Annotated in this window: 23 protein-coding genes; 12 read left to right on the top strand and 11 right to left on the bottom strand. The window is 66.1% G+C overall.

Annotated elements, in window-relative coordinates:
* Positions 1-2: 2 nt before the first annotated feature.
* Genes ACZ1I2_RS15195 through ACZ1I2_RS15155 form a run of 9 tightly spaced genes read right to left on the bottom strand, consistent with a single transcriptional unit; the run spans position 3 to position 8,897 of the window.
* Positions 3-155 carry a hypothetical protein gene (locus ACZ1I2_RS15195; protein ID WP_465173307.1) on the bottom strand — a complete coding sequence of 51 codons (153 nt, stop codon included), beginning with the start codon at positions 153-155 and terminating at the stop codon, positions 3-5.
* A gap of 10 nt (positions 156-165) precedes the next feature.
* On the bottom strand, positions 166-993 hold the full coding sequence (locus tag ACZ1I2_RS15190; protein WP_465176687.1) for a CIS tube protein: 828 nt from the start codon (positions 991-993) through the stop codon (positions 166-168).
* A complete protein-coding gene (locus ACZ1I2_RS15185) occupies positions 990-1,466 on the bottom strand; it encodes a phage tail protein (protein ID WP_465173309.1) in 477 nt (158 codons plus the stop codon). The genes ACZ1I2_RS15190 and ACZ1I2_RS15185 overlap by 4 nt, the downstream gene beginning before the upstream one ends.
* The gene (locus ACZ1I2_RS15180; protein WP_465176688.1) at positions 1,466-4,297 is read right to left on the bottom strand and encodes a phage tail sheath C-terminal domain-containing protein; all 2,832 of its coding nucleotides are present in this window, start codon (positions 4,295-4,297) and stop codon (positions 1,466-1,468) included. Before ACZ1I2_RS15180 ends, ACZ1I2_RS15185 begins: the two co-directional genes overlap by 1 nt.
* 3 nt (positions 4,298-4,300) lie before the next feature.
* Positions 4,301-4,756: a phage tail protein gene (locus ACZ1I2_RS15175; RefSeq protein WP_465173311.1), complete on the bottom strand. Its 456-nt coding sequence runs from the start codon at positions 4,754-4,756 to the stop codon at positions 4,301-4,303.
* Between the two features lie 12 nt (positions 4,757-4,768).
* Positions 4,769-7,054: a phage tail sheath family protein gene (locus ACZ1I2_RS15170; RefSeq protein ID WP_465176689.1), complete on the bottom strand. Its 2,286-nt coding sequence runs from the start codon at positions 7,052-7,054 to the stop codon at positions 4,769-4,771.
* Between the two features lie 15 nt (positions 7,055-7,069).
* A complete protein-coding gene (locus ACZ1I2_RS15165) occupies positions 7,070-7,963 on the bottom strand; it encodes a hypothetical protein (RefSeq protein WP_465176690.1) in 894 nt (297 codons plus the stop codon).
* On the bottom strand, positions 7,960-8,553 hold the full coding sequence (locus ACZ1I2_RS15160) for a Pvc16 family protein (protein WP_465176691.1): 594 nt from the start codon (positions 8,551-8,553) through the stop codon (positions 7,960-7,962). Before ACZ1I2_RS15160 ends, ACZ1I2_RS15165 begins: the two co-directional genes overlap by 4 nt.
* On the bottom strand, positions 8,553-8,897 hold the full coding sequence (locus ACZ1I2_RS15155) for a hypothetical protein (protein WP_465173315.1): 345 nt from the start codon (positions 8,895-8,897) through the stop codon (positions 8,553-8,555). Before ACZ1I2_RS15155 ends, ACZ1I2_RS15160 begins: the two co-directional genes overlap by 1 nt.
* Positions 8,898-9,304: 407 nt before the next feature.
* Here ACZ1I2_RS15155 and ACZ1I2_RS15150 point away from each other — a divergent pair, with 407 nt between their 5' ends.
* Entirely contained in the window at positions 9,305-10,078 is a 774-nt protein-coding gene (locus ACZ1I2_RS15150) for a response regulator transcription factor (RefSeq protein ID WP_465173316.1), read from the top strand.
* Between the two features lie 68 nt (positions 10,079-10,146).
* Here ACZ1I2_RS15150 and ACZ1I2_RS15145 read toward each other — a convergent pair whose 3' ends face one another.
* Together ACZ1I2_RS15145 and ACZ1I2_RS15140 are read right to left on the bottom strand one after the other, a co-directional pair.
* Complete coding sequence (locus tag ACZ1I2_RS15145) at positions 10,147-11,358, bottom strand: malonyl-CoA decarboxylase (RefSeq protein WP_465176692.1); 1,212 nt, start codon at positions 11,356-11,358, stop codon at positions 10,147-10,149.
* A gap of 3 nt (positions 11,359-11,361) precedes the next feature.
* Entirely contained in the window at positions 11,362-12,849 is a 1,488-nt protein-coding gene (locus ACZ1I2_RS15140; protein WP_465176693.1) for an AMP-binding protein, read from the bottom strand.
* Positions 12,850-12,937: 88 nt separating this feature from the next.
* On the opposite strand from ACZ1I2_RS15140, the gene ACZ1I2_RS15135 reads away from it, so the two are divergent.
* The 11 genes from ACZ1I2_RS15135 to ACZ1I2_RS15085 all read left to right on the top strand — a co-directional run bounded on the left by ACZ1I2_RS15135 (position 12,938) and on the right by ACZ1I2_RS15085 (position 25,794).
* Positions 12,938-13,690, top strand: a complete 753-nt coding sequence (locus ACZ1I2_RS15135) for a GntR family transcriptional regulator (RefSeq protein WP_465176694.1) — start codon at positions 12,938-12,940, stop codon at positions 13,688-13,690.
* A 200-nt stretch (positions 13,691-13,890) separates the two neighbouring features.
* Entirely contained in the window at positions 13,891-15,990 is a 2,100-nt protein-coding gene (locus tag ACZ1I2_RS15130) for a TonB-dependent receptor (RefSeq protein ID WP_465176695.1), read from the top strand.
* A gap of 2 nt (positions 15,991-15,992) precedes the next feature.
* A complete protein-coding gene (locus ACZ1I2_RS15125; protein WP_465173321.1) occupies positions 15,993-17,132 on the top strand; it encodes a serine hydrolase domain-containing protein in 1,140 nt (379 codons plus the stop codon).
* Positions 17,129-17,896: an SDR family NAD(P)-dependent oxidoreductase gene (locus ACZ1I2_RS15120; RefSeq protein WP_465173322.1), complete on the top strand. Its 768-nt coding sequence runs from the start codon at positions 17,129-17,131 to the stop codon at positions 17,894-17,896. Before ACZ1I2_RS15125 ends, ACZ1I2_RS15120 begins: the two co-directional genes overlap by 4 nt.
* Positions 17,896-19,221: an MFS transporter gene (locus ACZ1I2_RS15115; RefSeq protein ID WP_465173323.1), complete on the top strand. Its 1,326-nt coding sequence runs from the start codon at positions 17,896-17,898 to the stop codon at positions 19,219-19,221. Before ACZ1I2_RS15120 ends, ACZ1I2_RS15115 begins: the two co-directional genes overlap by 1 nt.
* Positions 19,222-19,240: 19 nt before the next feature.
* Positions 19,241-20,173, top strand: a complete 933-nt coding sequence (kce, locus tag ACZ1I2_RS15110) for a 3,5-dioxohexanoate:acetyl-CoA acetone transferase (protein ID WP_465173324.1) — start codon at positions 19,241-19,243, stop codon at positions 20,171-20,173.
* A gap of 1 nt (position 20,174) precedes the next feature.
* Complete coding sequence (locus tag ACZ1I2_RS15105; protein ID WP_465173325.1) at positions 20,175-22,229, top strand: hydantoinase/oxoprolinase family protein; 2,055 nt, start codon at positions 20,175-20,177, stop codon at positions 22,227-22,229.
* Positions 22,230-22,232: 3 nt separating this feature from the next.
* Positions 22,233-24,011, top strand: a complete 1,779-nt coding sequence (locus tag ACZ1I2_RS15100) for a hydantoinase B/oxoprolinase family protein (RefSeq protein ID WP_465173326.1) — start codon at positions 22,233-22,235, stop codon at positions 24,009-24,011.
* Positions 24,008-24,760, top strand: a complete 753-nt coding sequence (locus ACZ1I2_RS15095) for an SDR family oxidoreductase (protein WP_465173327.1) — start codon at positions 24,008-24,010, stop codon at positions 24,758-24,760. The genes ACZ1I2_RS15100 and ACZ1I2_RS15095 overlap by 4 nt, the downstream gene beginning before the upstream one ends.
* 1 nt (position 24,761) lies before the next feature.
* Entirely contained in the window at positions 24,762-25,346 is a 585-nt protein-coding gene (locus ACZ1I2_RS15090; protein WP_465176696.1) for a carboxymuconolactone decarboxylase family protein, read from the top strand.
* Entirely contained in the window at positions 25,339-25,794 is a 456-nt protein-coding gene (locus tag ACZ1I2_RS15085) for an acyl-CoA thioesterase (RefSeq protein WP_465176697.1), read from the top strand. Before ACZ1I2_RS15090 ends, ACZ1I2_RS15085 begins: the two co-directional genes overlap by 8 nt.
* Position 25,795: the final 1 nt, after the last annotated feature.

Genomic DNA, 25,795 nt, shown 5'->3' with positions numbered 1-25,795 from the left:
GATCAACGCGGCCAGACACGGGCGGCACGGATGGCGACGGCGCGGACGCGGCGCCGGGTTTCATGTGGGCGCGGTTCCTGCGGCGGACCGGCATCGCCCTTGGCGTCGTTGGCCGGTTCCCCGGTCGCTTCGAATTCGTCGATGACGACAGCCATTGCCCGCTCCTCAATTGATCGACAGTTTCGGGGACAACGAGATCGCGGCGCCCGCATCGACGCTCGGCGGCGCCATCGACGCGCTCGCGCCGAAACCAACCCCGACGCCGAAGCTCGCACCGCCACCAAAGCCGGCACTGCCGCCGACACCGACACTCGCATCGAGATCGATCAGCGCCCCCGGCGGCATGCGCAGCGGGTCCTCGACATTGTTGGCGGCGGCGACGCCCTGCCAGTCATCCTTGCCCGCTGCGCCCGCCATATTCTGCAGGCTGGCATTCTGCGGCGCCGGAGTGAAAGGCCGCTGGCCGGGGCGTGACGGCACCAGGCCGGTCGTCTTGGAATAGTCAGTGACCAGAATCTTCTGCTGCGCGAGCGTCAGGGTGACGCTCGCGCGGAGCGGCTTGCCGGCGGTGGAGAAGAATTCGAGACTCTCCTCGAACGCCTCGACCATGCCGTCGAAGATGAACGAGCCCCAGGAGAAGCGCGTGCCGGGAGGGGCAAGCTTCTTCTTGTCGCTCTCCGCTTCCTGCGGCGTCATGAAATAGAGGATCTCGGTGGTGAGGCGCCGGACATCGTCGACCGGGTTCTTGGCCATTGCGGTCACGTCGAACCAGAGCGTCAGGGCCAGCTTGGTCGTGCCTGCGCCGACGAACTGGCGGCCAGCGGTGCCTGCCTTCTGGTCGCCGCCCTTGGGCTCGGCGACCTGATTGGCGAAGGTGACCTTCATCGATTCCGGATTGAACTGGACGAAGACCTTCTTGCCGCCGGGCTTCTCGATCGAGAGGTCCTGCTTGAGCTCGATCATCTGCGCCATGACGAGAACCTGCTCGCTCATTTTTTACCTCCCGCCGGGGCCGGCATGGCGAGCTGGAGTTTTTCATAAGCCATCGCGAATTCCTCGATCGCGATGGTGCCGTCCTTGGCGTTGAGCGCGGGCGCCTTGATCTTGGCTGGAATGCAGCGGCTGAGCTGGAAGCGCGCGCGTTCGGTGCTGCCGTCCGCGGCGAACATCACCACCTCTGCATTGGCGCGCAGGAACGGGTCGGCGACCGAGTCGGCGACCCATTTCCAGAGATCGAAATTGTCGGTGAGGCCACGCTTCAGGGTGAGGTTGGCGTAGCTGATCATGCCGGGCACGCGGTACGCGTGATCATTGGCGCCGCCCGAGCGGATCGTCTTGAATTCGTGCGTGATCTCCAGCCCGTCGCATTCCGCGAAGCTCGCCTTGGCGAGCGGATCGCTCTTGCCGTCGGGATAAATTTCGACCGCGAAGTTGAAGGCGATGAAGGGGCGCGGAACGTCGACCATCACGCCTCCTCGATGATCGAAAGCCGCGCGCCCTGCTGGACGAGGCGGAGCGTGAGGAAGCGGATCGGCTGGGACGGGGCAACGCCGACCTCGACGATCAGCCGGCCGGCGTCGATATCGGCTTCGCTCTGCTGCACGGCGACGCGGAAGGATTTCTCCGAGCTCGCGCCGGCAAAGGCGCCCCGCAACTGAAGGTCGTCGAGCGTCTCGGTCAGGCTGCGCCCGACCGCGCGACGCAGCACCGGGCCATTGGGTTCGAACACATAGGTCATGCCGCGGCGAAGCAGGGTGCGGCGGAGCAGCATCATCAGCCGGCGGACGTTGATCGGACGCCATTCACGCTCGGGCGAGAGCGTATCGGCGTCATGCAGCATGAAACCGGCCGGCAACTGGCGGATCATGTTGACGCGCGCGCGGTCGAGCGACAGCAGATCGGGTTCGGGAAGCGAGGGGTCGAGCCCGACCACGTCGAGCAGCGGATCATTGGCGGGTGCGATCCAGGCGCCGCGGGTACGCGCGCGCGTCGCCATCAGGCCAGCCACGGCGCCGTCGGGCGGTGCGGAGAGCAGGCCGTTGCCGGTCCGGGCGACGAGCCAGGGATGATAGACCGCCCCGTGCGAGAGAAGCCGCGCTTCGTCCGCGCCGAGCTGGCCCGACGACCCTGCTCCAGGAGCGAGCGTGGCGAGGGCACGGGCGTGGCCCGTCGCATCCGCGGTACGAAAATGCGCGGGAAGCGAGAGGATTGCAAAGAAGTCGCCATTGGCGGCGGCGATGCGCAGGATCGCCGTGTGGAGCTCGGCGAGGCGCGGCGATTTGACCTCTGCCCGGGTCGCGGCAAAGCGTGCCTTGCGCAGCACTGCCTTGACGGCGGCATAGGCCGAGACATTTCCGTCCAGCTCGAAGTGCAGGCGGTAATAATGCACGCCCTGGGCGCGTCCGGGGATGGCGTAGGCGGAGACGTTCTTTTCGCGCAGAAGCTCGACCGCGTCCGTGAAATCCGGCTGCGCAGCCTCTTCCAGCACGGCGACGCTGCCCGCCGGGCCGGGAGACCAGGACAAAGTGAAGTCGTCCGTAGCGATCGGATTCTGCAGCGAGTCGAGTTCGGGCGGAGCAAGCCAACGGGTCGAGCAATCCAGGAAGCCGCTGAAATCCGGCTCTGTCAGCTCGGGCATGGTAGTGGGCGCGCATCCGCCCGAATGGTTGCGCCAATTGGCGAGGACCGGGGCGCCCGGCTTGGGGGGTGGGAAATTGTCGGTCGTACCGTCGATTTCCCAGCCCGGCTGAATCGCGTCGGGAACGGCGAGCAGGCTTGGTTCGGGGAACAGGTCGCCGTCGATGTCGAACGCAGCATGGACTCCGAAAACGGGCTGCTCGCCCAGGTCGCGGATCGCCTGGACTCGTTCGACCAGCGTCGGACCGCGCAAGCCGGCAAGACGCGGGTCGAGAAACAGCCGCTCGTCGAAGCGCGACAGCCCGTCGCGCACCAGCGGATCTTCGGGGCGGGGCACAGGTCCGCACGATTCGGCAAAGTCGGCATCGAGCCCGACCGGCAGCCAGGCGGAGCGGAGCGCCAGGCGATCCGCCGAGGTGAAGGCCTGGGTGCCGAACCGGGCAGCGATCTCGGTGAAATCGGCCTGGCCATAAGCGAGCGTGATGCGATCGGTTTCCTCGCCCGTGACGGCGAATCCGGGGCGGATCGCCGCGGTACGGTTGGTGCGGTCGCGGTGATACAGGTCGGCATCGACAAGCCCCTGGATCGCCCCGGCGCTTTCGGGCGTCAGTGCAAGCCCGGTATGGACCCGATCCGCACCCGGGCGGTGCTCGGCGATATCGATCGTGACCTTCGACGCGGCGAGCGGGCCGGCCGGCATGCGCGATGCCACCTGCTGCCAAGCCGGACCGAACGCCTTGTTGTCCTGCACGGCATCGACCCGCAGCGCGTCGATGCGCAGCCAATCAGCTTCGCCCTGATGCTGGAAACGCACCCAGCGGCCACGCACGAGCGGCACATTCTTGTCAGTGAAGACAAGCGTGCAGACCGTGCCTTCGGTAAGACTGGCCTCGAAGCTGCCCGTCTCGCCCGCGATCATGGCATGGCCCTGCTTGACCACCGGCGGGCCGCTCCCGGCCTCGACGATACGGGCGAAGGACGCGATCCACAGCGCCAGTACATCGCCGTCCGCCAGGCGCACCACCTTGGCGTAGCGCCTGACCACGCCGCTACCGCCGGTCAGCTCGATCAGATCGCCCGGCGTCAGCACGCCCGGATCGGCGAAGCGCAGCCCGTAGCGCAGCTTGCTCTGCCCAGCGATCGTCACCGGCCGGCGAGAGACACGCGCCGCGAGTTGCATCGCGTCCGACCATGAACCGAGGCTGGCGGCGTTCAGGCTGGCCGGCAGGATGATGCTCGCATTGTCGTCGATCGCAGGGAGCCGGCACAGCAGGCCGGGCATCAGGAAGCTACCTGCGGAGGCGGGGCTCGACCCTGGATCCGGCGCGCCCAGTTCAGTGGCGCGGATGTCGGCAAGCTCGGTCGTCTCGGCCAGGCGGATCGCCCAGCAACGTGTGCCGCCGTTGGAGAAGAAAGCACGCACCGCTGGCGCGAGGTTGCCGCTCAGTCGCCGCCCGCCGTCCTCGTCATAGGCCAGCGGGCAGTCGCCGCCGAACACGGCCTCATAGGCGGCGACGCTGGATATGGCGATCGCCACATGGCAGGGGCCGCGCTGCGCGAACCCCGCGAACACGGCGACGTCCATGCGCGGCAGCGCCTCGGCAACGGGCGCCGGGGCGATGTCGACGCGAATGCCGGGAAGGGCGTCGCCGGCGAACATGGGTTATTCCATCTCCAGCCGCTCATAGGCGAGGACCAGTTCCTCCATCGCCACGTCGGTGCCCTTGGCGTTCAGCGGGCCGCTGGTGTGCTTGATGATGCGCGCACGGAGCAGCTTCCAGACCTGGACGTCCTGGCTATGGTCTTCACTCTTGAGCGTGATGGTGACGGTGCGTAGCGCGTCCTGGTCGCCATTGCGGATCTGATCGAGCCATTTGTAGAGGTTGAGCGAGCCGATCACGCCGCGTTTCAAGGTGACGTCGGTCGACTTGTTCATGCCGGTGATCTTCATCACCGAAGGTTCCATGCTGTTGCCCGCACGGTATTCGGAGACGGTCACCTCCATTCCGATGCCGCTAATTTCCTGGAAGCCCGCCTCCGGGCTCTCCGGATTGCCGTCGCCCAGATCAACCAGGAAGTTGAACTGGACATATGGCCGTTTCGCTCTCAGCACTGCCATGACAATGACCCCTTATGACTTGCGGTCGGCCGTCCACTGGCCGATGCGGAAGATGACGAATTCGGCGGGACGCAACGGGGCGACCCCGATCAGGCAGATCAGCCGGCCATTATCCAGATCATTCTGGGTCATGGTGGAGCGGTCGCACTTCACGAAGAAGGAGCGGTCTGGCTTCTCGCCGAGCAGCGCGCCGGATTGCCACTCGTTGAGCAGGAAATCCTCGATCGTGCGCCGCACGTTCGCCCATAGCCGTTCGCCGTTCGGTTCGAACACGGCCCATTGCGTGCCCTTGTCTATCGAGCGCTCGAGATAAGCGAAGTATCTGCGAAGGTTGACATATTTCCATTCCGGATCGGAACTCATGGTGCGTGCGCCCCAGAGCCGCATGCCGCGCCCCTCGAAGAAGCGGAAGCAGTTGACCCCCTCGGGATTAAGCACTTCCTGCTGGGCCTTGTTGATCAGCTTCTCGAAGCCGAGGGCCAGGGTCACCACCTCGTTGGCAGGTGCCTTGAAGACCGCCCGCTCGATGTCGTTGCGGGCATAGATGCCGGCGACGAAGCCCGATGGCGGGAAATAATTCTCCAGCCCGGTGTTCGGATCGATCGTCCGGACCCACGGGTAATAGAACGCCGCGTGGCTGCTATCGAACATGGCGCGATAGGCCCGGACATCGGCGATCGACTGGCCCTTGATGCTGTCGATCACCGCGATGCGATATTGCATGCGCTCGGCATGGCTGATCAGCGCGTTGGCGGTCGCCTGAGCGTTGATCCTGGCTGCGAGGCCATAAGTCGACCCGGGCGCGGCGACGATCGAGATATCCTCGATATCCTCGAATGCCTTCAGCCCCGACTTGCGATTGGTCGTCGGATTTTCCTCACCGACATAGCGGTCCGGGCCGGGCACTTCGCCGTCCTTGCCCCCGGCCAGGAAAAACACCGCGTCGAGGAAAGGCGCCTTGCCTTCGCTGCGCGCCTTGGCCGCGTCGCTGCCCGTGCCTTCGAGATCGGTGATGACGAAGCGATTGTCCGCCTTGTTGCCGGCAAGATAGTCGGTGGCGATCCTGGCGCCGTTGCGCGGCGGATTGTCGTCCCCGGCGGTCGCGAAGATGTCGGCGGCGACCTTGGCGCGCTCGGTCGCTTCGACGAGCGCGGCAGCCGTCACTGCCTTGGCGTCGATCGCTGGCTGCACCTTCGGCAGCGCCAAGTCGATCTTGGCCTGGGCCGCGTCGACCTCCGCCTGGGCGGCCACGACCGCCGCATCCAGAGTAGCCTGGACGTCGCCCGGCTGCGGATTGGCCTGATGATCGAGCGCGGTGTCGAGCTTGCCGTCGGCGATGTCCTTTTCGTCCTGCGCGTCCTTGACCGCCTTGTTGGCGGCGTCGACCACCTTCTTGGCGTCCTTGTCGGCCTTGTCCGCATCGGCCTTGACCTTGTCGGCGGCCGTCTTCTCGATCTGCGCGTCCTCCGCCGTCAGCGCGGCGACGACGATCGGGATCGAGCGCGACGCCGACAGATTGGCCGGCTCGGCGGCGAAATAGTCGAAGATCGAATCAGGCGCGCCGCCTGTCCTGTGCCCGCGGTCGAGCGCCAGATTGGCAACGGCGAAGAAGGGCAGGCCGGGCTCGCTGGGCTCGACATAGACGCTTGCGGTGATGGTGCGGATCGTGGCGTTGGTTTCGGCAAGTTCCTGCAGCTCGAACTTGGCCGTGCCGTCCTGGTTCTCGAAATTCCACAGGTCCTTCTGAATGTCGTAGGAGATGAAATAGATGCCCTTCTTGGCATCGTTGCCGACATAGACGGTGTCGCGATCGAACGACGAGCGCAGGATCGCCTTGTGCTTGCCGCCGCTGTTGGGGATCGGCTCCAGTACCAGGCGGTTCTGGCTTACCCAGAATTGCAGCCGCACCCGGGCCTCGCCCGCCTTGCCCGGAAAGCGGGCGCGGATCGCGACATTGGCCGGGGGGACCAACGCGCCGGCGACCTTCGCGCAGGCAGTGTCGATATTCCCCTGGAAAGCGCGGGCGACATAGAGCCGCTTGCCGCCTTCCTCGAAAAAGGCGCGGACCGCGTGCCACATGTAATTGTCGAGCGTGGTGCCGACGAATTCGAGCTGCTGGCGGCCGCCATAGATTCGCTCGAACTCGACGAGCGAGGTGATGACGTCGGGCTCGATGTCGATCGGGCCGAAGCGCGTCGCGCCGACGAACCCGGTGGTGGTGGTGCTGACACCTTCGATCGACTTGGCCCGGTAGGAGACTTCCTCCACGAAGACGCCGGGGGCGAGATATTCAGGCATGGGCAGTCTCCTCGATCAATTCGGCTTGAGGTAGAGCGTTGAGAGGCGCACGTTCGCCGACTTCAGCGAGACGAGCGTGAGCGGGCGACCGAGCGTGAGCGGCTGGCCAGGCAGGGGATCGTCCTTGTTGAGTTGTTTGAGGGCGATGCGCGCTGGACTCGAAAGCTGGCCCAGGATCGCGTCGAGTTTGGGCAACTCGTCGGTGAGCTCGTCCCAATAGACGGCGATCTCCGCACTCCAGGTGACTGCGTCCCGGCCGGCGGTCGCTTCTTCCGGCGTCTGGGATGGAAGCGCCGGATAGCCCCCGATCGCCGCGATCGAGCCGTTCGCCCCGGCGATGCCGAGCGCGATGATCTTGCCGTCGACCGTCACCGTCATCACGGCCCAGGCCGCGGGCTTGTCGGTGCCGTCCGCCTGGCGCTCGGCGAGCTGAGCCCGGACGGTAGAGCGCGGCCCCGATGCGGGGCAGGCGATCGACGGGAAGAGGGGGAGATAGTTCGGCTTGTATCCGGCGGGGGCACCGGCGGGCAGCAACGGAGCGATCTTCGCCTGGTCGAGCCCGGCCCAGGCCGGCCAGATGAACCGGCCACGCACCGGCAAGGCCGCCTCGAACCGCAGCGGCAGGAAGCGCTGGAAGGGATCGTCGACCGATACCTTGAAGTTGCGCGCCTTGGCGGGCCAGTCGGCCGGCTTCTGGGCAAGCTCGAAACTGAGCCCGGGCAGGCGCGGAGTCATCCAGGTACCGCTGGGCGTCGGGCCGAGCACGGCCTGGCGAAACGGGCGCCCGGCATCGACGATGCGTATGTCGAGCCCATCGCCGACAAGGCCGAGATCCGACGCGTCGCGGAAGGCGAAGCCGAGCGGAACGTGGCGCGTGAAGCGGTCGGGCGAGACGAGGACCAGCGTCATATCGCTTCCTCGGCCACCCCGACGCCGAAGCCGCGCTCAAGCACTTCGCCGCTGTCGTCGAGCGCCTGGTTGCTGTCGATCAGCACCATGCGGACGAGATAATTGACGAACAGCGGGTGCTTGCGGATGCGATCCCACATGTTGAGTTGGTCGGCGAGAGCAAGCGGATCGCAGACCAGGTCGATATCTTCCTCGATGGTGAAGATGTCGTCCTCGGTGAGATAGTCGTTGAGCTGGGCGGCGGTGATCGTCCCGGCATCCTCCAGCGCGCGCATGACCCAGCCGAGCATGCGCAATTGCTTCTCCGCCGATGAAGCGATCGGGATGATCAGGAAGCTGACGTCGATCGGCAGCGAGGGCCTGAAACGGCGCCCGAAGATGTCGACGCGCGGCCCGCGGGCGCGGCGTTGCGTGTTGATCGTCACGCGCCAGGGCAGGATCGCGAAGCCATCACCGGTCAGGCCCTTCTCGACGTCCTTGGCCTGGTACATCTCGACGGTGAGCGAATTGAACGCGTCGCGCGGATAGCGTTCGCGGATCAGACCGCGGATCGCGGCGGTGACCGCGGCGATGGCCTGATGCTGGGCCATCAGCCGGCCCGTGCCACGGCGCGGATCGCATCGGCGAGTCCATGCTGGTCCCCGGTGCCGAAACGCCACCCCTGACGATCCAAGCGGTAGAGATCGCCCGCCTGTCCGTCTTCGCCGATCGCCACCACGCCGATATGCGGCGCGTCGAAGATCACTCGGAGCGCGTCCGGGAAGTCGCGCATCGCCGCCTGGTGAAGGATGACGACGTCGACATCACCAGTCACGATATCGGCTTCGGGAGTGGCGGCGTGGACCAGTTCGATATCCTCACATTCTGCGAGCGCGCCGTGCAGCGCGGACCTGACCATCGCCGTGGAAGCGCCGAGCAATACGCGGATCGTCATTGCGCATCCCTTTGAGGTCAGGGAGGCAAGCTAGGCTCATGTCGGCGGTGCGTGCATGAACTGAAGGGTGGGGAGGAAGGCCCGGGTCAACGGCCTGGGGTCATCAGCTGGACCTGTGTCCGAACCATGGTCCGGACCATTTGGCCTATAATGTCGCATCCGTACAATTGGCCGACGGGAAGTCGACCGCTCTGCGACAGAGAATCGTCGAAAACACCGTATTGATCTTAAATCCAGTTTTCGATTGGCCGGATCGGGACTATGATCATCGCCACCTGGTTGCTTGGGGTTTCCTTTGCTCTTTAGCGACGGCCAAGGACTTTTCTTGGCTCGGTAGGTCGCGCGCTCCGTGAATAACACGGCGTTAATCAAAATGTTGGGGGCAGGATTATTTCCCCCGGCGAGTATTGGTCCGGCCCCGCCATTGGCCGATCGGCTTTATTGAAGTCGGCCGGAGCGGCGTAATCAGAAGGAGTTCAGGGATGGAGCGCCATCGCGACGGCGACGCAGGCAACAGGAAGCGACCACCCGCGCTCGTGGTGAGCGACGTCCTGATCTATCGAGAAGGAATCGCGGCGGGATTGGCGCGGATCGGCGACCTCGAGGTGGTGGGCGCCATTTCGGCGGAGGAACTTTCCGGCGCGCTCGCCGCGAGCACGGTGGAGATCGTATTTGTCGATATTTCGCACGAGCGTTCCCGGGAAGCGGCACGGGCTGCACGCGCGCTCTCGCCGCCGGTGCTGGTGATCGGTTTCGGCATGACCAGCGAGGACGAAGGGCTGGCGGGCGCGGAAGCCGGGGTGACGGCGTTCGTCGACCATGACGGCACGATCACTGACCTGAATCAGGCAGCCAAGCGCGCGCTAAGCGGCGTTCCGGTGTGCCCGCCCCAACTCACCACGCGGTTGTTGCAGCGTGTCGCGCAACTCGCGACGCGCGGTCGACCCGTGGGAGACGCGCAACTGACGCGACGCGAGCGCGAAATCGCTTCTCTGGTGGAAGAGGGAATGTCGAACAAGGAGATTGCCTGCGCGCTCAGCATCAGTCCGGCCACGGTCAAGAACCATGTCCACATGATCCTGGACAAGCTCAATCTGCCGCAGCGGCGGATGCTGATGCTCGGCAGCACGAGCCGTGTCGCGCGGGTGGCGCGGGCAATGTATGATTCGACTGCCGCGTAGTTTGCGGCGGCGCATTGCCCTCTCGGGCGAACAACCCGACACCGGGGGGCCCATGTTGCGGCGGTACGCTACAATCGCCCTTCGTGAAGCGCCGCGGGGCGACCGAGCAACCTGGCGACCGGCGGGGACACAGCGACCTGTCCTTCGGCAAGGAAGCGCTGGACGTTCGCGTTGATCTGCTCGGGCAGGTAACGATAATTGACCATGACGCCATGGCTCTGGGCTAGCCCCTTGTCCGAGGGATCGGCGGCGAGGTTGATCCGTTCGAGCCGCGCGCCGTTGGAGAGATGGAATTTGGCGACGGGATCGCTGGTCTGCCGCCCAGCCGCATCGTCGCCGCACAGATACATGGCGCATAACTGGCGCAGTTCATCGTCCTTGGGCGTCCGGTTGCCGTCCCTGGCATCCAGCCAGCGCCGGAATCCGGGCACGGGGGAGAGTGTCGCGAAGGTTCGCAACGATGGATGCTCGGCCTTGAGCTGAGTCGTGATCTGCTTGATCAGCAGGTTGCCGAAGCTGATGCCACGCAGGCCGTGCTGGCAATTGCTGATCGAATAGAAGATCGCGGTTGTCGGCTTGGAACTTCCGGCCGGCGCGGCTGGATCGATCAGCGGCCCGATCGAGTCACTGATGCCGTCGGTCAGCGCCACCTCGACGAAGATCAGCGGTTCGCCCGGCAGGGCAGGGTGGAAGAAACCGTAGCAGCGTCGGCTGCCGCTGAGCCGGCCGCGCAGATCGTCCCAGCCGCTGATGGCGTGGACGGCCTCATATTCGATCAGCTTCTCCAGGATCGCGGCAGGACTGTTCCAGTCGATCCGGCGAAGATCGAGAAACCCGCGGTTGAACCATGAGACCAGGAGATGGCGCATATCGTCTTCGAGCGGTTGCAGCTCGGGATGGTCGGGCAGCAGGCGCTGGAGCTGCGCGCGCAGGGCGACGATCAGCGCGGTGCCGCCTGGCGCGGCGTTCAGCCGACGCAGCAGATTCTGCCGCCGGGGTTCGGCATGCCGTGTGAGCATCGCGGCATTGGCCACCGAGGGATCCGCGGTGAACGCCCGTGCGGCGTCGAGCAATGCCGGCTGCAGCGGCGGCAGCGCATCGACCAGCCAGTGGAAATAGGTCAGCCTTTCTCCGTCGTCGAACGACCGGCACCGCTCGGCCAGACTGGCGGCGAGGCTGGTGCCTTCGGCCTCGCCGGCACGGCCGATCAGTTTTTCGGACAGGTGGCGGGCATGGGTGAGCGAGGAGACCGGCGTCCGCCGGAAGAGCCGCAAATGCATGGGTCAGCCCTCGAACCAGGTTGAATATTCGGCGCGGAGCAGGGCCTTCTGCACCTTGCCCATCGTATTGCGTGGCAGATCCTCGACGACGAACACCGCCTTGGGCAGCTTGAACCCGGCGAGCTGCGGGCGCAGCGCCGCGACGATCGTGGCCGGATCGACGGCGTGGCTCGGTGCCGGCCGGATGACGGCCGCGACGACTTCGCCGAAATCGGGATGAGGCAACCCGATCACCGCCGATTCCTCCACGCCGGGCAACTGGTCGATCAGGCTCTCGATCTCACTGGGATAGACGTTCAGTCCGCCCGCGATGATCATATCCTTGTCGCGCCCGACGATGCGGACGACACCGTCGCTGTCGATGCTGGCAATGTCGCCCGTAATGAAGAAGCCGTCGTCGCGGAATTCCGCCCGGGTCTTTTCGGACTGCTGCCAATAGCCGGCAAAGACATTGGGGCCGCTCACCTCGAGGACGCCGATCTCCTTGCCGTCGGCGATCCGGACGGTGATGCCGTCGAGCGGTCGACCAACCGCGCCGGCCAGGCGCGGTCCGGCGAGCGGGTTGGAACAGATGATGCCGCATTCAGACATGCCATAGCGTTCGAGGATATGGTGGCCCGTGCGCGCCGCGAACGCGTCGAAGCTTGCCGCAGTGAGCGGCGCCGAGCCGCAGATGAACAGGCGGATGTCGGCGGTGCTGCTCCGGTCGAGCCGCGGATCGGCCAGCAGCCGGGTGTAATAGGTCGGCACCCCCATGAACAGGCTCACCCCAGGGAAGCGATCGATCGCGCTTGCGCTGTCGAAGCCAGGCATGAGCCGGATCTCGCTACCGGCGAGGAGGAGCGGGTTGAGCCCCACGAACAGCCCGTGAATGTGAAACAGCGGCAGCGCGTGGAGCAGCACGTCGTCCGGCCCGATGCCCCAGGCGGCGATCAGCGCCCGAGCATTGGACAGGAGATTGCCATGGGTGATCATCGCGCCCTTGGAGCGACCGGTGGTGCCGGAAGTGTAGATGATCGCCGCGAGATCCCCGCCCTGCGCTTCGTGCGGCGGCGCGGGCGGATGCGCGGCCGCGACCGCTTCGGCGAGACTGCCCGCGCCATTGGCATCGAGAGTCGCGATCGGGATGCCATTGTCGCCAAACAGGGCTGCCCGCGCCGGATCGCATACGAACAGCACCGGGTTCGCGTCGGCGAGGAAATAGCCGATCTCGGCGACCTGATACCCGCTGTTGAGCGGCAGGGAGACGGCACCGAGGCGCAGCGTCGCCAGATATAGCTGCACCAGGTCGAGCGACTTGTCAGCCTGCACCGCGACGCGGTCACCCGCGCCGACGCCCAGCGCGGCGAGCCCGGCCGCCCATCGTTCGACCCCCTCAAGCAGTGCCGCACCGCTAAAGGAGCGGCCATCGTCGACGATCGCGATGCGATCGCCCGTCGCGATCAGCGCCGCGGCGATGGCACCATAAAGGGATGAGGTTTCGTCAGCCATGCGGTCGTCTCCGGGAGGTGGTGGCCCTGCGTCGCATGGGCCGGTAAGAGGATTGTCGAACATCCGGACAAAAGGCTGCGAACGAACCATGACTCGTCCCAAGAGAACGCCGCAGGATGCCGACCGCGAATTTGCCGGGCCGAGCGGGCTGCCATTCGGATCGCCCAAGCAGGATTCGGATGGCGGCCTGAAGACCTCGCTGGTCCAGCTGGTCTACGAAACGATCATGGCAGCGCTCGATGCGGGAGAACTGACCCCGGGCAGCCGGATCATCGCTTCCGAACTCGCGACGCGGCTGGGCCTGAGCCGGGCACCGGTGCGCGAGGCGCTGGCCGTATTGGCAGGGCAGGGGCTGGTCGAGCTGCTGCCGGATCGCGGCGCCATGCTGCGGCCGATGAGCGTGCGCGACCTGGCGGCGATCTACGAAGTGAGCGCGCCGGTCGCCGCGATCGGCCTGCGCGAGGCTGCGCGGCGGATCGATCTGGACGACAATGCCGAGCGGGTCCGCGCGGCGATGGCGGCGATCCGGGCCGCGGGCGACGACACGCCGTCGAATTTCGGCTTTTTCCTGGTGCTCAACGAATTCCACTATCTCGTGAACGCGATCGCCGAGAAGCCGCACGTCGATCTCGTCCTGCGCGCGGTCAATATCGAATATTGGAACAGGCTGCTGGCCGCGGCGATCGACCTGGATCGGCACGCGGGCAAATATGTCGCGAATTATCAACGCATCACCGACGCGCTGATCGCCGGAGACGCGAGATCGGCTGAGGCGATCATGCTGTATCATGCTGACTGGTGCGTCTCCCTGCTCGACCCAAAAGCGGCTGACGGGCAATAATTGTCGACGATAAACGAGGATTTCGAGCGAGTCAGGCAGTTTTTGCCATGCCTTTTAAAAGAATCGTCGACAATCGCTTGCGTGCTGCCTGAAATCATGATCTCTTCCCATTATCGGGCGAGGCCAGGAACGGCAGGTCCGGTCACGAAAGGGAACAGGACATGGCGGCGACTGGATTCACGTTGCGCTTTGGCGCAGCTTTGCTTCTCACAAGCGCGGCGGCGCATGCCCAGACGGCGCCCGATCAGGACAGTGCGGAAACCGGCGACATCGTGGTCACCGCGAGCAAGACCGGCGCCACCCTGTTGCAGGATACCCCTTTCGCGGTGACGGCGTTCAACGCCGAGATGCTCGAGCGGACCGGCGTCAAGGATGTGCGCGATCTCGCAGCGGTCACGCCCAATCTTCTGGTTACGCAGAACGCGTCCTTTTCGCAGATTTATATCCGCGGCATCGGCTCCAACAACGTCTTTGGCGGATCGGACCCATCGTCGACGATTCACCTCGACGGCGTCTATCTCGCCCGACCGGCGAGCTACCTCACCAATTTCCTCGACGTCGAGCGGATCGAGGTCCTGCGCGGCCCGCAGGGCACGCTCTATGGTCGCAACTCAGTCGGCGGCACGATCAACGTGATCAGCCGCAAGCCTGGCAACGAGTTCGTCGGTCGGATCCAGGCGACCTATGGCAATTATAATTTCGCGCGCGCCGAGGGCTATGTCAGCGGTCCGCTCATCGAGGACAAGCTCGCTGCGTCGATCTCGTTCATCGGTTCGCGCCGCGACGGCTATCTCAAGAATATCGTGCCGGGCGTCGGCGATGCCGATAACGAGCGCACGATCGGCGGCCGAGGGCAACTTCGCTTCACGCCCAGTGCGCCGCTCGAGATCATTTTACGGGCTGACTACATCCATTCGGACGACGCGCTCGCCGGCTATGTGAAACTGCTGCAGACGACCACCGATCCTCTCGCGAACAGCACGCTGGGTGATTATCGCAAGATCGCAGTCAATATCCGCCCCGCCTCGAACCGCCGGCAATGGGGCACCGCGGCCGAAGTCAATTATGACGTGACGGATGGCCTGCAGCTGAAATCGCTCACTGCCTATCGGGCGAACCGCCTGACTCAGGTCGGCGATACCGACGGCACGGCGCTGAATGGCCGGCGAACCGATCAGTTCGAGGACCAGCACCAGTTTTCGCAGGAAGTGAACCTCACCGGCAAGGCGGGTGCGCTGACCTACATCCTGGGTGCCTATTACTTCAACGAGCACATCCTGGTCGATTCGAGCGTGACGACCTACGCCACCAACGTCCGGGCCAATTTCAATCCGACGATCAACACCGATGCGATCGCCGGCTTCGCGCAGGGCAGCTTCGCGCTCACGGAGCAGATCACGCTGACCGCGGGCATCCGCTACACGAGCGAGAAGAAGAAGTTCGACCAGATCGCGACCAATTTCTCGCTGGTCACCGGCCTGCCGAATGCGACCTATCCGCGCACTTACAGCACGGAAAACACCTACAAGGCCTGGACCCCGAAATTGGGCGTCGAATTCCGCCCGGTCGACGGCGTGCTGATCTACGCTTCGGCGACCAAGGGCTTCAAATCGGGCGGTTTCAACTTCTCCAGCGCCAATGCGGCCCAGGGTTTCGGTCCCGAGACGCTATGGAGCTACGAGGCCGGCGCCAAGCTCGATCTGCTGGAGCGCCTGTTGCGGCTGAACGCGACGGTCTTCCATTACGACTATAACGATCTGCAGGTGCAGTCCTTCCTTTCGCCGGGCGTGGTCGACATCACCAACGCCTCCGATGCGAAGGTCGACGGCGTCGAATTCGAAGCGCAGCTGCGGCCGGCTAAATGGCTCAAGCTGGGCGGCAACCTCGCCTATCTCGACGCGCGCTACAAGAATTACACGTCCGCCCTGCTGCCCGGGAACATTCCTTATGACGCCTCGGGCAACCGGCTGAACCTCGCGCCCAAATGGTCCTATTCGGTATTCGCCGAGGCCGATACCGCGATCGGCGCCGGCTCCGGGTTCATCCGCGGCGAGTATAATTATCGCACGCGGCAATTTTTCACCGCGTCCAATTCCGGGCTCGATACGCAGGCCGGCTATGGTCTGCTCAACGCCAGCATCGGCTACACCTTTCCCGGCGAGCATTTCGAGTTGCTGGCGTTCGCCCGCAACCTCACCGATCGTGAATATGTGACGAGCACGGCAAGCTTCGCCTCCGGCATTGTCGGCCGGGTCGGCGAGCCGCGCACCTACGGCGTCCGCGCCGTGGCGAAGTTCTGACCATGACGACGGCGCCCGGCCCCATGAGCGGATATTGCGACCCGGCGTTCGCGAAAGTCGGCGAGACCTTCGCCGCGAATTTTCGCGATCGGGGAGAAATCGGGGCCGCGGTCGCCGTCTATCGGCATGGGCAAAAGGTGGTCGATCTATGGGGCGGCTGGGCCGATGCCGCGCAGACTCGTCCCTGGCAGCAGGATACGATCGTTTGCATGATGTCGGTCGGCAAGGGCATGGCGGCCCTAGGCGTCTGGATGCTGATCGATCGCGGGTTGATCGATCTCGACGCACCCGTGGCAAGATACTGGCCGGGCTTCGCGCAAGCCGGCAAGGGCTCCATCACGGTCGGGACCTTGTTGGCGGGCAAGGCGGGCCTGCTCTACGCCGATCACGCTCCCGCTGGTGCCGGCTATGACTGGGACGTGATGATCGACGCGCTCGAGCGTCAGGAACCGGCCTGGGAACCGGGCACCGCCCATGGCTATCACTCGGCAACTGCCGGATATCTGTTCGGCGAGCTCATTCGCCAGGTCGATGGCCGTCCGCTCGACCAGTTCCTGCGCGAGGAAGTGACCGCGCCGCTCGGCGCCGATTATGGTTATGGCGCGGCCTGGGCCGATCCGGACCGGGTGGCGGATATCATTCCCAACCAGGACAGCCACACCTTCGTCCAGTCGCGCGATCCCTCGACCAAGATGGGTCGGGCATGGCGGATGCGGCCGGATTCGCCCGACCATTACAATGACGCGCGGATGCGTTCGGGGCTGCTGCCCTCGACCAACGGGCACGGCAATGCACGCGCCGTTGCCCGCATCTACGCCGCGCTCGCGTCGGGCGGCACGCTCGACGGCGTCCGCCTCGTCTCGCCGGAGACGATCGACCGGATGCGCACCGAAAGCTGGTTTGGACCCTGTGAAATGACTGATCGGATTTTCCGTTATGCCTATGGCTTCTTCTTGAACGAGCCGCTGATGTCCCCGATGGGCACCAATCCGCGTGCCTTCGGGCATCCGGGCGCCGGTGGATCGCTGGGCTTCGCCGATCCCGAAAACGGCATCGCCTTTTCGTATAGCCCATCGCTGATGTGCGCCGGGGGCGGCCTTGGTGAGCGCTGCCTCGCTTTGACCTCGGCGGTGTACGCATGAGCGGCGAATTCGCCGGCAAGGTGGCGATCGTCACTGGTGGCAGTTCCGGTATCGGCCAGGCCGTGGCCGAGGCGCTGGCGGCCGGCGGCGCCCATGTCGCAGTGGTCGCGAGCAGCAGCCTCGACAAGGCCGAAGCGGTCGCCGGCGCGATCGTCGCCAATGGCGGCAGCGCGATCGGCGTGGCCGCCGATGTGCGGGACGCGACCGCGTTCGCGGCGCTGGTCGCGACGGTGGAGCAGCGCTTCGGCGGGGTCGATCTCCTCGTCAACGCGGCCGGCGTCTTCTATCCCACGCCGGTCGCCGATGGCGATCCGGCCGCGGGTGCGCGCATGATCGACATCAACGTTTCGGGCCTGTGGAATGCGATCTCGGCAACGGTTCCGGCGATGCAGCGGCGCGGCGGCGGGCGGATCGTCAACCTCGCTTCCGTCGCTGCTTTTGTCGGGATCAAGGGCTTTGCGCTCTATTGCGCGAGCAAGGCCGCGGTCGCGATGATGACCCGCGCGCTCGCCGCCGAACTCGCGCCCGACAATATCGCGGTGAATGCCGTGGCGCCGGGCAACACGGCGACGCCGATGAACGCCGGAGTGCGGGCGGACCCGGCCATGGCCGAGGGCATGCGACAGATGACCCCCAGCGGCACCGCCTTTAGCGATGTCGCCGACATTGCCGGCATTGTGCTGTTCCTTCTGTCGGAACGCGCGCGGCCGGTTCACGGCGCGGTCTGGCTTGCCGACGAAGGCATTTCGGCGGCGATCGGGTGATGGCGATCGCGGCGGACCGTCTCCCAGTCGCGCCTTCGGCGCCGGCCTATGCGTGGTATGTCGCGCTGCTGCTCGCCACCGCGCACCTGGTGTCGTTCATCGACCGCTATCTGATGAGCCTGATGATGGAGCCGCTCAAGGCGGATCTCGGCGTCAGCGACACGCAGCTCGGGCTCCTGCAGGGAACCGGCTTCGTGGTGCTCTATACCCTGGTCGCGGTGCCGCTCGGGCTGACCGCCGATCGGGTCAATCGCCGCAACCTGATCGTCGCGGGCATTCTCGTCTGGAGTCTCGCGACCGCGATGTGCGGCCTTGCTTCGTCCTTCGGCTGGCTCTTCGCCGCGCGCATCGGGGTCGGTTTCGGCGAGGCAGCGCTGGTGCCGGCGGCGATGTCGCTGCTTGCCGCCTATTTTCCGCGGCAGCAGCTGGGCCGCGCCGTATCGCTGTTCACCACCGGCGCGTCGCTCGGCAAGAGCGCGGCGCTGATCGGCGGCGGGGCGGTCCTCGCCGTACTGACGGCGGCCGGCGGCCTCGACCTGGTTGGTTTCGGCCGACTGGCGCCCTGGCAGGGGACCTTCGTCATCATGGCGATCCCCGGCATCGTGCTGGCGTTGCTGATGTTCAGCGTGCGGGAACCGGCGCGGACCGCGAGCCTGATCGCCCGGCCCGGCATCGCCGAGGCCTGGCGCTACGTCGTCGCTCACCGCGCGGCCTTTGTCCGCCATACCGGTGCGTCTGCCCTGGTCGTGCTGACCATCCAGTCGCTGGGTGCCTGGGCGCCATCCTTCTATGTGCGCTTTTTCCATATGACGGCGCCCCAGGCGGGCCTCGCGATCGGATCCGTCATCCTGATTGCGGCGCCGCTCGGCCATCTGACCGGCGGCATGCTGACTGACTGGTTCCAGGCGCGGCGCTGGCCGTCGCCGGCGGCGCCGGTGATCGTGATCGGCCTGGCCTGCGCGATCCCCAGCGTGGTGCTGTTCGTGACGAGTTCGAGCCTGCCGGTCTCGCTGGCGGCTTATGGGCTGCTCAGCTTCTTCGCCACGCTGGCCGCGCCCGCATCGCTGGCGGGCGTACAGATGCTGACGCCCGATCGGCTGCGCGGCATCGTCACCTCGATGTTCCTCGCCGTCACGACGCTCGTCGGGATCGGCATCGGCCCGGCCCTGATCGGCATTTGCAGCGATCTCGCCGGCGGGCCGCTCGAGCTCGGCAATGCCCTAATGATCGTCATTTCCGGCGTTGCCGGGATCGGCATCGTCTTAGCGCTCGCCAGCCAGCGCCCCTTCGAACGCACCGCCGCGCTCACCGCGGCCGCGCGCTGATTCAACCAGGAGTATTTCCATGCGCAAGACCGGCAAGGCCATCATCACCTGCGCGGTGACCGGGTCGATCCATACCCCTTCGATGTCGCCCTATCTGCCGGTCACGCCGGACGAGATCGCGGAACAGGCGATCGCGGCGGCCGAAGCGGGCGCGGCGATCCTGCATCTGCACGCGCGCGACCCGGCCGATGGCCGGCCGTCCCCCGACCCCGAGCTCTACATGCAGTTCCTGCCCCGGATCAAACAGGCGTCGGACGTCGTCATCAACATCACGACGGGCGGCGCACCGGGCTTCAGCGAGGAAGACCGGCTGGCGGGCCCGCTGCGCGCCAGCCCCGAGATGACGTCGCTCAACATGGGATCGATGAATTTCGGCTTTTTCGGCCTCGCCGACAAATTCGACTGGAAGCACGACTGGGAACGCGAGCTGATGCTCGGGTCGAAGCGGTTTCCGGCCAACCATAATTTCGCGCTGATCGAACGCATCATGGTCGAGCTGGGGCAGGGGCATGGCACGCGTTTCGAATATGAATGCTACGACATCGGGCATCTCTACAACGTCAAGCATTTTGCCGATCTGGGGCTGATCAAGCCGCCCTTCCTGATCCAGGGGATTTTCGGCATCCTTGGCGGGATCGGCGCCGATCTCGAAAATTTCATGATGTTCAAGCAGACGGCGGATCGCCTGTTCGGCGATGATTACATGCTGTCCTGCTTCGCGGTCGGCCGCCCGCAGATGAAGTTCCTCGCCCAGTGCGCGCTGGTCGGCGGCAGCGTCCGGGTCGGGCTTGAGGACAGTCTTTATATCAGCAAGGGCGAGCTGGCGACGAGCAACGCCCAGCAGGTGCTGAAGCTCCGGTCGATCCTGGACGCGCTGGAGATCGACGTCGCGACTCCGGCCGAGGCCCGCGTCATGCTTGGCCTCAAGGGCGCCGACGCGGTGACTTTCTGAGATGCGGTTCGCAACCGACACGGGGGGCACCTTCACCGATCTGGTGGTGGAGGACGATGACGGCTCGATCACCCTGCACAAGGCATCCACCATTCCGTCCGATCCGGTCGCGGGCGTGCTCGACGCGCTGGCCGTCGCGGCCGAGGCGCGCGGGCTGACCCTGCGCGCGCTGCTCGCCAGGGCGGACAGCTTCATCCACGGCACCACCCATGCGATCAACGCGATCATCACCGGACGCGCCGCGCGCACCGGACTGATCGTGACGGCCGGCCACCGCGACATCCTGCTGTTTCGCGAAGGCGGAAGGACCGAGCCGTTCAACCACACGATTCCCTATCCCAAGCCCTATATCCCGCGCGCGCTCACCTTCGAGGCGCCGGAGCGGCTGCTGGCGGACGGGACTGTGCTGGTCCCGCTCGACGAAGCGGCGGTGATCGCGGTGCTCGAACAGATGCGCAGCCTCGAGATCGAAGCGGTCGCCGTGTCGCTCCTCTGGTCGACCGTGCATCCCGCTCATGAGCTGCGCATCGGGGAACTGATCGAAACGCATTTGCCGGGTATCCCCTACAGCCTGTCGCACGCGGTCAATGCCACGCTGCGCGAATTCCGCCGCGCGTCGTCGGCGGCGATCGACGCGTCGCTCAAGCCGTTGATGACGCGCTATCTCGGCAGCCTTTCGGCTCGCCTGGCGGCGGAAGGCTTTGCCGGCGAGGTGATGGTGCTGACAAGCGCGGGCGGCATGGTCGAAGCGTCCGAGGTGGCGGCCGCGCCGATCCGGATCATCAATTCGGGGCCGTCCATGGCCCCGGTCGCCGGGCGCCATTATGCCGAGCGCGAAGGCGGCTGGCGTACCGCCATCGTCGCCGACACGGGCGGCACGACCTACGACATCAGCCTGGTCAGCGACGGGCGTATCCCGATGACCCGCGACCTGTGGATCGGGGAACCCTATCGCGGCCATCTCGCCGGTTATCCGTCAGTCGATGTGAAGAGCGTCGGTGCCGGCGGCGGCAGCATCGCGTCGCTCGACGGTGCGGGCCTGCTCCATGTCGGGCCGGACAGCGCCGGATCGACGCCAGGCCCCGCCTGTTACGGCCGTGGCGGCACCCGGCCGACGGTGACCGATGCCTGCATGGTGCTCGGCTATCTCGATCCGGACTATTTCCTCGGCGGCTCGATGAAGCTGGATGCGGCGGCCTCCCGGGAGACCATCGCGCGCGACGTCGCCGGGCGCCTCGGCACCAGCGTGGAGGAAGCTGCCTGGAGCATCCTCGATCTCGCCACCGAGAATATGGTCCAGGCAATCCAGGAACTGACGGTCAATCAGGGCATCGACCCGGCCGAAGCAGTGCTGATCGGCGGCGGCGGCGCGGCCGGGCTCAATTCGGTGTTCATCGCCCGACGGCTCGGCTGCCGCAGGCTGCTCATCCCCGAAACCGGCGCGGCGATGAGCGCGGCCGGCGCGATGATCTCCGATATCACCAGCGAATTCGCGGTGACGGCGCACACCTCCACGGCCGCGTTCGACAGCGGACGAGCCAATGCCGCGATCGACCGGTTGCGGGGCGAGGCGGACGCGTTCGCGGTCCGCACCGGCTTGCCCGGCGTGACCGAATTCATCGCCGAGGCGCGCTATGAAGGCCAGGCCTGGGACATCGACGTGCCGCTGGCCTCGACCGAGTTCGCGACTGCTGACGATGTCGCGGCGTTTCGCACTGCCTTCGACGCGATGCATGAGCAAATCTTCACCATTCGCGACGAAGCGTCCGACGTGGAATTGATCGGGCTGCGCGCCCGCATCCGCTGTGCTGCACGGTCCGAGGCTCCCTTCCTGCTCAAGCCGGCACCCGCAACGGAATCGTCGTTGCGCACCCGACCCGTCTATTTCGCCGGCGCGGGCTGGATCGACACGCCGATCCTGCGCTGGGACGCGATCCCCGCCGATAGGGACTTTGACGGGCCGGCCCTGATCGAATCTCCCTTCACCACGGTCGTCGTCGATCCGCCCGCGCGTTTCCGCCGGTCGGTCGCCGGCGCGCTTTTGATCGAGGCCTGAACGATGAACCAAGCTGTTGCCCCGGGCGCGGTGATGAACGGCGCGGAAATGGCCGTGATGCGCAGCCGCCTGGACGGGATCGTGCGCAAGATGTCCAACACGCTGCTGCGGACCGGGCGGTCGGGCGTGCTCAACCGCGCGCGCGATTTCTCCTGCTGCCTGCTGACGCGGGCCGGCGAGCTGCTCAGCGCGGCGGACAGCCTGCCGATCCATGTCCTGTCCGGCCCCGACCTGATGGCGCGATCGGTCGCGCTGTTCCATCCCGATCAGCGGGCGGGCGACGCGTTTCTGCACAATTCGCCTTATCATGGCTGCTCGCATCCGGCCGATCTGACGGTCATCGCGCCAGTGATGGACGAGGCCGGCAACCACCGCTTCACCGTCCTTGCCAAGGCGCATCAGGCGGACATCGGCAATTCGCAGCCGACCACCTACATGGCGGAGGCGCGTGACGTCTATCATGAGGGCGCGCTGATCTTCCCGGCGGTGCAGGTGCAGCGCGGCTGGCAGGACATCGACGATATCATCCGCATGTGCGAGATGCGCATCCGCGTGCCGCATCAATGGCGCGGCGATTATCTCTCCACCGTCGGGGCGGTGCGCATCGGCGAGAAAGCGCTGACTCAGCTGGCCAGCGAAATCGGCTGGGACCGAATCGAGGCTTTTTCCGGCCAGTGGTTCGATTATTCCGAAACGCTGATGGCGGAAGCGATCGGCAAGCTGCCGGCCGGATCGGTCACCGGATCGAGCACGCATGATCCCTTTCCCGGCCTGCCGGCCGAGGGCCTGAAAATTCAGGCCAGGATCGACGTCGATCCCGTCGGCGGCCGCGTCGCCGTCGATCTCACCGACAATCCCGATTGCCTGCCGTGCGGCATGAACCTGTCCGAGGCCTGCGCGCGCACCGCAGCGATGATCGGGGTGTTCAACAGCATCGATCATCGCGTGCCGAAGAATGCGGGATCGTTCCGCCGGATCGATGTGGCCCTGCGCGAGGGGTGCATCGCCGGTATCCCGATCCATCCCTTCTCCTGTTCGGCCGCCACCACCAATATCGCCGACCGCGTCGCCAACAGCGTGCAGACCGGCCTGGCCGCGCTGGGCGAGGGGATCGGCATGGCGGAGGTCGGATCGGTCATCGCGCCGTCCGCCGGCGTGGTCTCGGGGATCGATCCCCGCTCGGGCCAGCCCTTCGTCAACCAGATGTTCCTGGCGATGAGCGGCGGCGCCGCCAGCCCGGCGAGCGACGCGTGGTGGACGATCGGACATGTCGGCAATGCCGGCCTGTGCTGCATCGACGGCGTCGAGCTGGCCGAGCTGTCGCAGCCGATCGTGGTCCATGCCCGCGGCTTCATGCCCGATACCGAGGGCGCCGGGACGAATACCGGCGCGCCCTCGACCATCGTCGAGTTCGGTCCGCTCGGCGCCGATATCGATATCGGCTATCTGTCCGACGGTCACAGCAATCCCCCCACCGGCGTTCGCGGCGGGGGCAGGGGCGGCGGGGCCGATCAATATCTGATCGATCGTGACGGCATAAGGGGTGCGCTCGAGGCGTGCGCTCAGGTCCGCATCAGACAGGGCGAGCGCATCATTGCGATATCGTGCGGGGGCGGTGGCTATGGGCCGCCGGCGGGCCGCGCGGCCGACCGGGTCGCGGAGGATGTCGCCGATGGGCTGATCAGCGTGGATCGCGCGCATTCGATCTATGGCGTCGTGCTGTCGCCCGACGGCACGGTCGCCGTGGCGGCGACGGCTCAGGCCCGGGAAGCGATGGCATGAGCGCCCGTTCGGTGCTCGTCACCGCCGGCGCTTCCGGGATCGGTCTGGCCATTGCCGAGGTCTTCGTCGCCCGCGGCGATCGCGTGATCGTATGCGATGTCGATCAGGCAGCGCTCGACAGCGCGGCCGGGCAACTGGAGGGACTGGTCGCGATCCGGGCCGACGTGTCCGATCCTGCCGCAGTTGCTGGGCTGGTCGCTGAGGCGGGTCCGGTGGAGGTCCTGATCAACAATGCCGGCGTGGCCGGTCCGGTGGGCGGCATCGAGACCAACGATCCCGACGACTGGGCGCGCTGCTTCGCGGTGAATGTCCACGGTGCCTTCCACATGATCCGGGCGGTCGTCCCGGCGATGCGCGCGGCGGGGGGCGGCACGATCATCAACATCTCCACCGCGTCGACCGTGACGGGTCTCCCCGGGCGGTCCGCCTATGTCGCGTCGAAATGGGCGCTCGAGGGGCTGACGCGGACGCTCGCGCGCGAGCTTGGTCCGGCCGGCATCCGGGTCAACGCGATCCGGCCGGGATTCATGGATACCGAGCGGATGCGCGGGATCATGGCGCGCGCGGCGGAACGGAGCGGCCGCACCGTGCCCGAGGTCGAGGCCGAGGCGCTCGGTTATATCTCGCTGCGCACCAAGATCCAGCCGAGCGAGATCGGCGAAATGGCATGGTTCTTCGCCTCGGACGCCGCGCACCACATCACTGGCCAGATCGTCGGCGTCGACGGCAATGCTGAATGGGAGGGATAGGATGTCACGGATCACGATGCTGAGCATGGATCAGCTGCAGGAGCGCGGCGTCGACGTATCGCCGTTCCTGAAGGATTTCGCCGAGCTGCCCGGCAGCGTCGCGACGCTCGGTCATCGCCCCGATATCCTGCAGGGCACGCTTGTCCTGTGGCAGGCGGTGATGGGGGCGGGCTCGCTCCCTGCCGAGCTCAAATATCTCGCCGGTTATCTGGCGAGCATGTCGGCCGGGTGCCGTTATTGTTCGGCGCATACCGCGAGCAACGCGGCGCACGGCGCTGGTTCGGAGAAGGTCGCCGCGGTCTGGGACTATGAGCGCAGCCCGTTGTTCAGCGAGGCCGAGCGCGCCGCACTGCGCTTCGCGCAGCTGGCAGGCCAGGCGCCCTCGGGCGTACAGGACGAGGACGTCGCCGAGCTGAAGCGGCACTATAGCGACATCGAGATTGTCGAGTTGCTGTCGGTCGTGGCGCTGTACGGCTTCTTCAATCGCTGGAACGACAGCCTGGCGATCCCGCTCGAAGCCACGCCGCTGAACTTCGCCCAGGCAACGATTACCGCGCATGGGTGGGACGTCGGCAATCATGGCTGACACCTATGTCGAGTGCGGATTCGGGGTGGTCCATCCGTGGCTGTGCGATGCCATGGGGCATCTGACGACCCGGCATTACCTCGCCTTTTTCGACGATGCTTCCTATCAGCTCTTCGCGGCGCTGGGTTATGACCCGGCGGCCGGGAAGGTCGCACAGCAGGGTTGGGCCGATGTACGGCATGAGCTCGAGTATCGTGCCGAGCTGCCTGCGGGCGCCCTGATCCGGATCGACGGTCGCGTGCAGGCGCTGGGGCGTAGCTCCATCACGACCGAGCTGCGCCTGTTCGCCCGGTCGGAAGATCGGCTGTGCGCGACCTTGGTGGCGCGCACCGTCTGTTTCGATCTCGCCGCGCGCCGGTCGCGCCCATTGCCGCCGGCGCTGATCGAGCGCGCCGCCGACCTGTTCGGTGTGCTGCCCGAGCAGCGATCGGCCAATATCCCCGCCTGAC

The sequence above is a fragment of the Sphingomonas sp. BL-S-29 genome (assembly GCF_055521495.1).
This window is presented reverse-complemented; position numbering and strand designations above follow the sequence as displayed.

Coding starts and splice junctions, on each gene's coding strand:
- ACZ1I2_RS15135 (WP_465176694.1), top strand. CDS start 12,938: ATGACTCGTCCCAAGAGAACGCCGCAGGATGCCGACCGCGAATTTGCC.
- ACZ1I2_RS15165 (WP_465176690.1), bottom strand. CDS start 7,963: ATGACGCTGGTCCTCGTCTCGCCCGACCGCTTCACGCGCCACGTTCCG.
- ACZ1I2_RS15190 (WP_465176687.1), bottom strand. CDS start 993: ATGAGCGAGCAGGTTCTCGTCATGGCGCAGATGATCGAGCTCAAGCAG.
- ACZ1I2_RS15125 (WP_465173321.1), top strand. CDS start 15,993: ATGACGACGGCGCCCGGCCCCATGAGCGGATATTGCGACCCGGCGTTC.
- ACZ1I2_RS15090 (WP_465176696.1), top strand. CDS start 24,762: ATGTCACGGATCACGATGCTGAGCATGGATCAGCTGCAGGAGCGCGGC.
- ACZ1I2_RS15140 (WP_465176693.1), bottom strand. CDS start 12,849: ATGGCTGACGAAACCTCATCCCTTTATGGTGCCATCGCCGCGGCGCTG.
- ACZ1I2_RS15175 (WP_465173311.1), bottom strand. CDS start 4,756: ATGGCAGTGCTGAGAGCGAAACGGCCATATGTCCAGTTCAACTTCCTG.
- kce (WP_465173324.1), top strand. CDS start 19,241: ATGCGCAAGACCGGCAAGGCCATCATCACCTGCGCGGTGACCGGGTCG.
- ACZ1I2_RS15115 (WP_465173323.1), top strand. CDS start 17,896: ATGGCGATCGCGGCGGACCGTCTCCCAGTCGCGCCTTCGGCGCCGGCC.
- ACZ1I2_RS15145 (WP_465176692.1), bottom strand. CDS start 11,358: ATGCATTTGCGGCTCTTCCGGCGGACGCCGGTCTCCTCGCTCACCCAT.
- ACZ1I2_RS15160 (WP_465176691.1), bottom strand. CDS start 8,553: ATGGCCCAGCATCAGGCCATCGCCGCGGTCACCGCCGCGATCCGCGGT.
- ACZ1I2_RS15155 (WP_465173315.1), bottom strand. CDS start 8,897: ATGACGATCCGCGTATTGCTCGGCGCTTCCACGGCGATGGTCAGGTCC.
- ACZ1I2_RS15085 (WP_465176697.1), top strand. CDS start 25,339: ATGGCTGACACCTATGTCGAGTGCGGATTCGGGGTGGTCCATCCGTGG.
- ACZ1I2_RS15180 (WP_465176688.1), bottom strand. CDS start 4,297: ATGTTCGCCGGCGACGCCCTTCCCGGCATTCGCGTCGACATCGCCCCG.
- ACZ1I2_RS15185 (WP_465173309.1), bottom strand. CDS start 1,466: ATGGTCGACGTTCCGCGCCCCTTCATCGCCTTCAACTTCGCGGTCGAA.
- ACZ1I2_RS15195 (WP_465173307.1), bottom strand. CDS start 155: ATGGCTGTCGTCATCGACGAATTCGAAGCGACCGGGGAACCGGCCAAC.
- ACZ1I2_RS15095 (WP_465173327.1), top strand. CDS start 24,008: ATGAGCGCCCGTTCGGTGCTCGTCACCGCCGGCGCTTCCGGGATCGGT.
- ACZ1I2_RS15170 (WP_465176689.1), bottom strand. CDS start 7,054: ATGCCTGAATATCTCGCCCCCGGCGTCTTCGTGGAGGAAGTCTCCTAC.
- ACZ1I2_RS15100 (WP_465173326.1), top strand. CDS start 22,233: ATGAACCAAGCTGTTGCCCCGGGCGCGGTGATGAACGGCGCGGAAATG.
- ACZ1I2_RS15105 (WP_465173325.1), top strand. CDS start 20,175: ATGCGGTTCGCAACCGACACGGGGGGCACCTTCACCGATCTGGTGGTG.
- ACZ1I2_RS15120 (WP_465173322.1), top strand. CDS start 17,129: ATGAGCGGCGAATTCGCCGGCAAGGTGGCGATCGTCACTGGTGGCAGT.